Here is a 7727-nt window from a genome sequence, read left to right as displayed (position 1 = left end):
GCCTGAGGGGGGTGGCGGTCTTTCAGGAGCGGGGCTCAGGACTCCGTCGTACGGCGACGCACGGCGAAGACGACGGCCGCGCCCGCGAGGGCCGTGGCGCCGGCCGCGCCGAGCAGGGCGCCGGTCGGGACGCTCGCGCCCGTGGCGGCGAGGGAGCCGGAGCCGCCGACCGTGCCGCCGCCGGTGGTCGAGCCACCGCCCGAAGTCCCACCCGTGGTCGTGGTCGGCAGGGCGGTGTCCTTGTCCACGGTGAGGGCGACGGTCACGGGGTCGATGGCGGTGCCCGGCTGGTAGAACGCCTGGCCCCCCGGTCCCGCGAACTGGGCCGCGCCGTCCTTCGTCAGCCTGGCCGGGATGTTCGCGAGGGTGACGACACCGTTCTTCGCCGTGTAGTCGGCCTTCGACAGGTCGAGATCGGCGAAGGTCACGTCGTTCTTCTTGCCGGCGGCGGTGGCGACGTCCGCGACGAGCGTGCCGGTCGAGCCCTTGGCCTTCACCTTCACGTCGCTGATGGTCCAGTCGATGGTGTGGGCCGCGCACTCGAAGCGGACGGTGCCGTCGAAGCCCGCGTCGGCCTTGCGGGCGTTCGCGTCCCACTGGGCCGAGCCGAAGGCGAAGTCGTAGACCGCGCCGTTCTTCGTCGCCCCGCCGCTCGCCGTCGCCTTGCCGCCGCAGGTGTCGACGACGTACTTCCGCCAGGACTCCTTCACGCCCCAGGTGAGCTTGCCGTTCCGGACCGACGGGGTGCCCGTGGTCGGCTTGCCCGTGGGCGCGGTGGTGGGGGCGGTGGTCGGCGGCGCCGTGGTCTTCGTCGGGGTCGAGGTCGGGCTCGGCGTGGAGGTCCTGGTCGGCGTGGGCTTCGGGGACGGGGACGTGCCGCCCGCCTTGACCGTCAGGGTCGCCGCGTCGAGCGCGTCGCCCTCCTTGTAGAAGCCGGCGAACGCCTCGGCGCCGCCCTTGGTCAGCTTCGCCGGTATGTCCTTGAAGACCATCGCGCCGCCCGCGCCCTGGCCCGGTCGCACACCGGTCATGTCGAGCGCCGCCACGGCGACGTCGTCCCGTGTGACGAACGCGCCGTCCTTGCCCTTGGTGACCACGTCGGCGGTGATCTCGCCGGTCGGCGCGGCCGTGCCCTTGGTGGTCAGCTTCACGTCGGAGAGCGTGATGTCGAGGACGCCGCCGTGGGCCTCGAAGTGCACGCTGCCCTTGAAGGCGTTGGCGGTGGCGTGCGTCCCGGTGTCGTACGTCCCGGTGCCGTCCACGAAGGTGAAGACGCCGTTGTCCGCCGCCTGCTTCGCGCCGCCTCCGACCGTGGTCTTACCCTGCGCCATCGGCGAGGCGAGGTACTTGCGGAAGGACTCCTTGAAGCCCCAGTCCAGCGTGCCGTCCTTCAGCTCCATCGCGGGAGCGGCGGCGGCTGCTCTGTCCGCGCCGTCGGCCGCGAGGGCGGGCAGGGCGAAGACGCTCGCGCCGAGGGCGGCCGCGGTGGCGACGGCGGCGAGGACGACAGGACGTCGGGTGGCGGTGGGCATGGTGGGTGGTCTCCCTACGGGGGTGGGAATCGGGGGTTCAGTCGGAGGTGGCGGTGGAGGAGGAGTCCGTGCCGGAGGAGGAGTCGGCGGGGGATTCGGCGCCGCCTGAGGAGTCGGCGGAGGAATCGGTGTCTCCGGAGGAGGCCGCGGCGGCCTTGCGTCGGCGTACGACGGCGAGGGCGGCGAGGGCCGCAAGCAGGAGCACGCCCGCGCCGATGGCGAGATACGTGCCCACGCCGGTGGGCTCGCTGGAAGCGGCCGTCTTCGCGGCGGCGTCCGAAGCGGAAGCGGAGGCCGAGGCGGAAGCGGAGGCGGAGGGCTTCGCGTCGCTGCCGAGGTCCGGCAGCGCGGGCAACTGCGCCTGCGCGTCGACGGCGACGGCCAGCGACACGGGGTCCATCCCGGTCCCGGCCTTGTACATCCCGCCGAACGCCCTGGCGCCGCCCTCCGTGAGCGTCGCGGGCGCCTCCGTCAGCGCGGCGAGGCCGTTCCTGGGCGTGAAGTCGGCGGCCGTGAAGGCGATCAGGGGGACCGCCCTCTCGGTCTTCCCGCCGCGGGTGACATCGGCGGCGAGCGTGCCCTTGCCACCGGTCACCTTGACCGTGACCGCGCCGAGAGTGAGGTCGAGGTGGGTGCCGGTGAAGCGGACGGCGCCGGCGAATGCGGCGTCGAGGCTCTGCTTCGCCGGGTCGTACGTCCCCCTGCCCTGCGGGAAGCGGAAGAGCGCGCCGCCGTCCTGGGCACCGCCGGACAGGGCCCACTCGCCCTGGGCGATGGAGCCGGTGACGTACTCGCGGAAGGTGCGGCGCACGCCCCAGTCGACCGCCGCGTCCCGGAAGGATCCGGTGGCGGCGGAGGAACCTGCCGTCGGCCGGGGCGACTTGGTGGCGCTCGGCTGGGCGGCCGCCTCGACGTCGACGGTGAGGCTGATCGGGTCGAGCGGCGTCCCGGCCGTGTAGTACCCGGCGAAGGCACGCGCGCCCTGCGAGGTCAGCGTCGTGGGGACGTTGCCGAGAGAGATCGGGCTGCCGCCGCCGCGCATGTCGATGCCGGACAGGTCGAGGGAGGCGAGCGGGACCTGGGAGGAGGTCGTGATCCGCCCCGTCCCCTTGGCCTTGTTGGCCATGTCGGCGTAGAGCGTGCCTCGCCCGCCCTCGATCCGGACGCGGGGCCTGCTGATCCTCAGGTCCAGCTCGTGGGAGCCGTCGGTCTTGCGGTGGCCGAGGAAGTGCACTCCGCCCGTGAAGCCGGCCTCGAAGGAGCCGCTCGCCGGATCGTAGGAACCCTGGGCCGAATGGAAGCGGAACCGGCTGCCGCCGACGGTGGCGGCGCCGCTGGTGAGGTTCCAACTGCCGTGGGCGATGGGGCCCGTGACATAGCGCTGGAAAGAGGACTTGATCCCCCAGTCGAGTCTGCCGCCCTGGACCACACGGCCCGCCGCGTGGGCGGCGGTGGCCGGGAGCAGCGACCCGAGGAGCGCGGCGAAGAGCGCGAGGACGAGCGCCCGGGCCGGTCTGGACAGCAGCATGGAACCCCTCCGAGGGCTAGCAAGTGAGGTAAGGCTAACCTAAGCTACCCGGAGTCGAAACGACAGGCTGCTGCCCAGAACGAACAGGACGGTGCTTCCCCGTGCAGAGATCTCGCCTCGCGGGTGTGCTGGTATCGGCACTCGCCCTCGCCCTCACGGCGACCGGCTGCGGCGGCGGAAGCGCACCCGGAGAGGCCACGCCCCCGAGCACCGCCCAGTCCGCCCCCGACCGGGTCGAACCCCTCGCCGGGAGCCCGAAGTCGAAGCTGCCCGTCACGGTCGGCTCGGCGGACGGCCGCCGGGTCACCGTCGCCTCCACGGAGCGGATCGTCCCGCTCACCGGCTCGCTCAACGAGATCGTCTTCACCCTCGGTCTCGGCGAGCGGGTCGTCGCCCGCGACATCACCGCGACCTTCGAACAGGCCGCGAAGCTGCCCGTGGTGACCCGCGCTCACGACGTCTCCGCCGAGAGCGTGCTGTCGCTGCGGCCGACCGTCGTCCTCGCCGACACCTCCACCGGGCCGGCCGAGGCGATCGAGCAGATCCGTGACGCGGGCATCCCGCTCGTCGTGGTGGAGCCGGCGAAGGAGCTCGCGGACGTCTCCACCCGGATCGACGCGGTCGCCGCCGCGCTCGGCGTACCGGACGCGGGGGCCGCGCTGAAGAAGCGCACCCAGGACCGGATCGACGCCGTCGGCAGGGACGTTCCCGCCGAGCAGAAGGACAGGCCGCGGGTGGCCTTCCTCTACGTACGGGGATCGGCGGCCGTCTATCTGCTCGGCGGGGCCGAGTCCGGGGCCTCGTCCCTCCTGGAGGCGGCGGGAGCCATCGACGCGGGCAAGGAGTCCGGCCTGAGGAAGGACTTCACCCCCATCACGAGCGAGGCACTGGCCGCCGCCGCGCCCGACGCGATCCTCGTGATGAGCAATGGACTCCAGTCCGTCGGCGGCGTCGACGGACTGGTGAAGATCCCTGGCGTCGCGGAGACACCGGCAGGGATGGACCGCAGGGTCGTCTCGATCGACGACGGCGTACTCCTCAACTACGGCCCGCGCACGGACCAGGTGCTGCGCTCCCTGGTGACACAGCTGTACGGGGCGGCGAAGTGACGGCCGTCGACGACTCGATGACACCGCGCGGGACGTCGCCGTCCCGGCCGACGGAGCCGGCCCCGACCGAACCGGACGCGTCGGCCCGGTCGGCGCATGCGACGTCGGATCCGGCGCCGCGGGCCCCGGCCGTGCGCACAGGAGGCGCCTCCGTGCCCGAGTCCTCGGGCCCGCGCGCCGCGGTCGAGCCCGCGAGCGAATCCCGGGGCCGGGCCCCGGGCTCCCCGCGCCGCGCCCCCCGCGGCACCGCCGCCACGCTCACCCTCGTCCTGCTCGCCGTACTGGCGATCCTCGCCCTGCTCTCCGCCGGCGTCGGGGCGTACGAGATCCCGCCGGGGGACGTACTGGCCTCCGTCCAGCACCGTCTCGGCCTCGGCGGCCACGCCCTGGAGCGCTCCGCGGAGAGCGTCCTGTGGAACATCCGGCTGCCCCGGGTCGTCCTCGCGATCCTCGTCGGCGCCTCACTCGGCTGCGCGGGGGCCCTGATGCAGGGCGTGTTCGGCAATCCGCTCGCCGAGCCCGGTGTCATCGGCATCTCGGCCGGCGCGGCCGTGGGGGCGGTCGGGGCGATCGCGCTCGGGCTCGGCTTCCTCGGCAACTGGACGGTCACCTTCTGCGCGTTCGTGGCCGGCCTCGCGACCGTCCTCCTCGTGTACGCGATGTCCCGCTCGGACGGCCGTACGGAAGTGGTGACGCTGATCCTCACCGGCATCGCGGTGAACGCCTTCGCGGGCGCCCTGATCGGTCTGTTCATCTTCTTCGCGGACAACGCGCAGATCACCCAGATCACCTTCTGGCAGCTCGGCTCGCTCGCCCAGGCCACCTGGCCGAAGGTCCTCGCCGTACTGCCGTGCGCGCTGGCCGGGCTGGCCGTCGCCCCGCTCCACGCCCGCAAGCTGGACCTCCTCGCGCTCGGCGAGCGGCCCGCGCGGCACCTGGGCGTGGACGTGGAGCGGCTGCGGATCGTCCTGATCCTGGTGGTGGCACTGCTGACGGCGGCGGCGGTCGCGGTGGCGGGGATCATCACGTTCGTCGGTCTGCTCGTCCCGCATCTGCTGCGGATGGCGAACGGTCCGGGCCACCGCTTCCTGGTGCCGGGCAGCGCGCTCGGCGGCGCGGTGGTCCTCGCGGCCGGCGACCTGGCGGCCCGTACGGTCGCGGCGCCGGCCGAACTCCCCCTGGGCGTCCTGACCGCCCTCTTCGGCAGCCCGTTCTTCTTCTGGCTGCTGCGCAGGACCCGTCGCAGGCAAGGTGGTTGGGCATGATCCGCGGTCTTCTCGCCCGTCGTACGCGGGAGCTGCCCGCTCCTCCCCGGACCGGCGAGGTCGTCGCCGAGGCGCGAGGGCTTCGTGTCGGCCTCGGTGGACGGGAGGTGCTCGACGGGGTCGACGCCGTCGTACGGGCCGGTGAGGTGCTGGCGCTGGTCGGGCCCAACGGGGCCGGGAAGTCGACCCTGCTGGCCGCGCTCGCCGCCGACCTCCCGCCGTCCGGCGGGGAGGTGCGGATCTGCGGGCGGTCCGCGGCCGACTGGTCGGCGCCCGAACTCGCCCTGCGCCGGGCCGTGCTGCCGCAGGCGGCCGCGCTCGCGTTCCCCTTCCCGGTCGGGGATGTGGTCCGGATGGGCCGAGCCCCGTGGGCCGGGACCAGGCACGAGGAGGAGGACGAGGCCGCCGTCGCGGCGGCCATGGCGGCCACCGAGGTGGAGCACTTCATCAGCCGCCCGTTCTCCGCGCTCTCCGGCGGCGAGCGCGCCCGGGTCGCCCTGGCCCGGGTACTCGCCCAGCGGACTCCGCTGCTGCTGCTCGACGAACCGACGGCCGCGCTCGACCTGCGTCACCAGGAACTCGTCCTGCGCGTCTGCCGGGAACGCGCCGCGGCCGGTGTCGCGGTGGTCGTCGTACTGCACGACCTCGGTCTCGCCGCCGCGCACGCGGACCGCGTCGGGGTGCTGCACGACGGCCGGATCGCGGCCGAGGGACCGCCCTCCGAGGTTTTCGAGGAGGAGTTGCTGAGCCGGGTGTACCGGCAGCCGGTGGAGGTGCTTCCGCACCCGCGGACCGGCGATCCACTGGTCGTCCCGCGCCGCGCCCCGCTTGCCGCCGAAACGGACAAACCCGGCTCCTTGACCAGCACTTGACCCTGCCTTGGGCGCCCGATGAGCACGTCGTGACCTTGCCGTTCCCGCGCCCGGAAGGTGAGAGTCGAATCACTGGACGTCCCGGTTCGAGTGAGGTAAGCCTCGGTTAAGTTAGGTCCGCCTCACCCCGTCCCCGCCCTCACTGGAGCCCCTATGCGAGCCGTCCGTCTCTCCGTCGTCACCGCCGCCACCACGGTGGCGGCTCTGACCGCCGTCACGGGCTGCACCCAGAAAAGCGACGCCAAGGGCGACGACGGTTCGATCCGGGTCGTCGCGAAGGACGACTCCTGCGAGGTCTCGAAGAAGGAGTTCCCGGCCGGGCACGTGAAGCTCGCCGTCGAGAACAAGGGCACGAAGGTCACCGAGGTCTACGTCCTGTACCCGGACGACCGGATCGTGACCGAGCGCGAGAACATCGGCCCCGGTACGAAGGCCACCATCACCGCCGAGGTCAAGGCCGGTGACTACGAGATCGCCTGCAAGCCCGGCATGAAGGGTGACGGCATCCGGCAGAAGGTCACCGTGACCGGTGGCGCCGCGGCCGCGAAGCGCTCCCCCGAGATGGACGCCGCCGTCGCCGCCTACCGCCAGTACGTGCAGGCGCAGGCAGACGAGACGCTGCCCAAGGTGAAGGTCTTCACCGACGCCGTCCGCGCCGGTGACATCGAGGCGGCTAAGAAGGCGTACGCCGACTCCCGTATCGGCTGGGAGCGCACCGAGCCCGTCGCCGAGTCCTTCGGCGACATCGACCCGAAGGTCGACGTCCGCGAGGACGGCCTGGAGGACGGGCAGGACCCGGCGAAGGACTGGACCGGCTGGCACCGCCTCGAGAAGGCGCTCTGGCAGGACAAGAAGATCGGCGACCGGGAGAAGCAGCTCGCCGACATCCTCGACAAGGACCTCGCGGACTGGGTGAAGCGGGTCGGCAAGGCCGACATCACCCCGACCTCGATGGCCAACGGCGCCAAGGAGCTCCTGGACGAGGTCGCCACCGGCAAGGTCACCGGCGAGGAGGAGCGCTACTCGCACACCGACCTGGTCGACTTCAAGGCCAACGTCGAGGGCGCGCAGAAGTCGTTCGAGCTGCTCAAGCCGGTCGCGTCGAAGAACGACCCGAAGCTCGTCGCCGAGCTCGACAAGCAGTTCGCGGCGCTGAACACGCTCCTCGACAAGTACCGCACGGACAAGAGCTCCTACGTCTTCACCTCGTACGACAAGGTCGGCAAGGCCGAGCGCAAGGAGCTGTCGGACGGCGTCAACGCGCTGGCCGAGCCGCTTTCCAAGCTCGCTGCCGCGGTTGTGAAGTAGGGGACGCCGACATGTCCCACTCCGACGAGAACCACACGAGCGACAGCGACCCGCGCGAGTCCGACGCGACCTCGCGGCGCAGGCTCCTCGGCTGGGGCGGCGCCGGGCTCGCG

The 7727-nt window shown here is 72.6% G+C and carries 6 protein-coding genes; 4 read left to right on the top strand and 2 right to left on the bottom strand.

The window, feature by feature from the left end; all coding sequences use genetic code 11:
- Positions 1–35: 35 nt before the first annotated feature.
- Positions 36–1532: an HtaA domain-containing protein gene (locus ACFQ7Q_RS36945; protein WP_383563278.1), complete on the bottom strand. Its 1497-nt coding sequence runs from the start codon at positions 1530–1532 to the stop codon at positions 36–38.
- Between the two features lie 37 nt (positions 1533–1569).
- Complete coding sequence (locus tag ACFQ7Q_RS36940) at positions 1570–3060, bottom strand: HtaA domain-containing protein (protein ID WP_383563275.1); 1491 nt, start codon at positions 3058–3060, stop codon at positions 1570–1572.
- Between the two features lie 101 nt (positions 3061–3161).
- Between ACFQ7Q_RS36940 and ACFQ7Q_RS36935 the strand changes: the two genes are divergently transcribed.
- The 4 genes from ACFQ7Q_RS36935 (at position 3162) to efeO (ending at position 7614) form a co-directional block, all read left to right on the top strand.
- Positions 3162–4169, top strand: a complete 1008-nt coding sequence (locus tag ACFQ7Q_RS36935) for a hemin ABC transporter substrate-binding protein (protein ID WP_383563272.1) — start codon at positions 3162–3164, stop codon at positions 4167–4169.
- Between the two features lie 152 nt (positions 4170–4321).
- Positions 4322–5434, top strand: a complete 1113-nt coding sequence (locus tag ACFQ7Q_RS36930; RefSeq protein ID WP_383563269.1) for a FecCD family ABC transporter permease — start codon at positions 4322–4324, stop codon at positions 5432–5434.
- Entirely contained in the window at positions 5431–6306 is an 876-nt protein-coding gene (locus ACFQ7Q_RS36925) for a heme ABC transporter ATP-binding protein (RefSeq protein ID WP_383563266.1), read from the top strand. Before ACFQ7Q_RS36930 ends, ACFQ7Q_RS36925 begins: the two co-directional genes overlap by 4 nt.
- A 153-nt stretch (positions 6307–6459) precedes the next feature.
- Positions 6460–7614 carry an iron uptake system protein EfeO gene (efeO, locus tag ACFQ7Q_RS36920; protein ID WP_383563263.1) on the top strand — a complete coding sequence of 385 codons (1155 nt, stop codon included), beginning with the start codon at positions 6460–6462 and terminating at the stop codon, positions 7612–7614.
- The last annotated feature ends 113 nt before the right edge of the window (positions 7615–7727 follow it).

The sequence above is a fragment of the Streptomyces sp. NPDC056527 genome (assembly GCF_042794475.1).
GTDB lineage: Bacteria > Actinomycetota > Actinomycetes > Streptomycetales > Streptomycetaceae > Streptomyces.
This window is presented reverse-complemented; position numbering and strand designations above follow the sequence as displayed.

What these genes read in the sequence shown, in the direction of transcription:
- ACFQ7Q_RS36945 (WP_383563278.1), bottom strand. Translation starts at nt 1,532, where the DNA reads ATGCCCACCGCCACCCGACGTCCTGTCGTCCTCGCCGCCGTCGCCACC.
- ACFQ7Q_RS36940 (WP_383563275.1), bottom strand. Translation starts at nt 3,060, where the DNA reads ATGCTGCTGTCCAGACCGGCCCGGGCGCTCGTCCTCGCGCTCTTCGCC.
- ACFQ7Q_RS36925 (WP_383563266.1), top strand. Translation starts at nt 5,431, where the DNA reads ATGATCCGCGGTCTTCTCGCCCGTCGTACGCGGGAGCTGCCCGCTCCT.
- efeO (WP_383563263.1), top strand. Translation starts at nt 6,460, where the DNA reads ATGCGAGCCGTCCGTCTCTCCGTCGTCACCGCCGCCACCACGGTGGCG.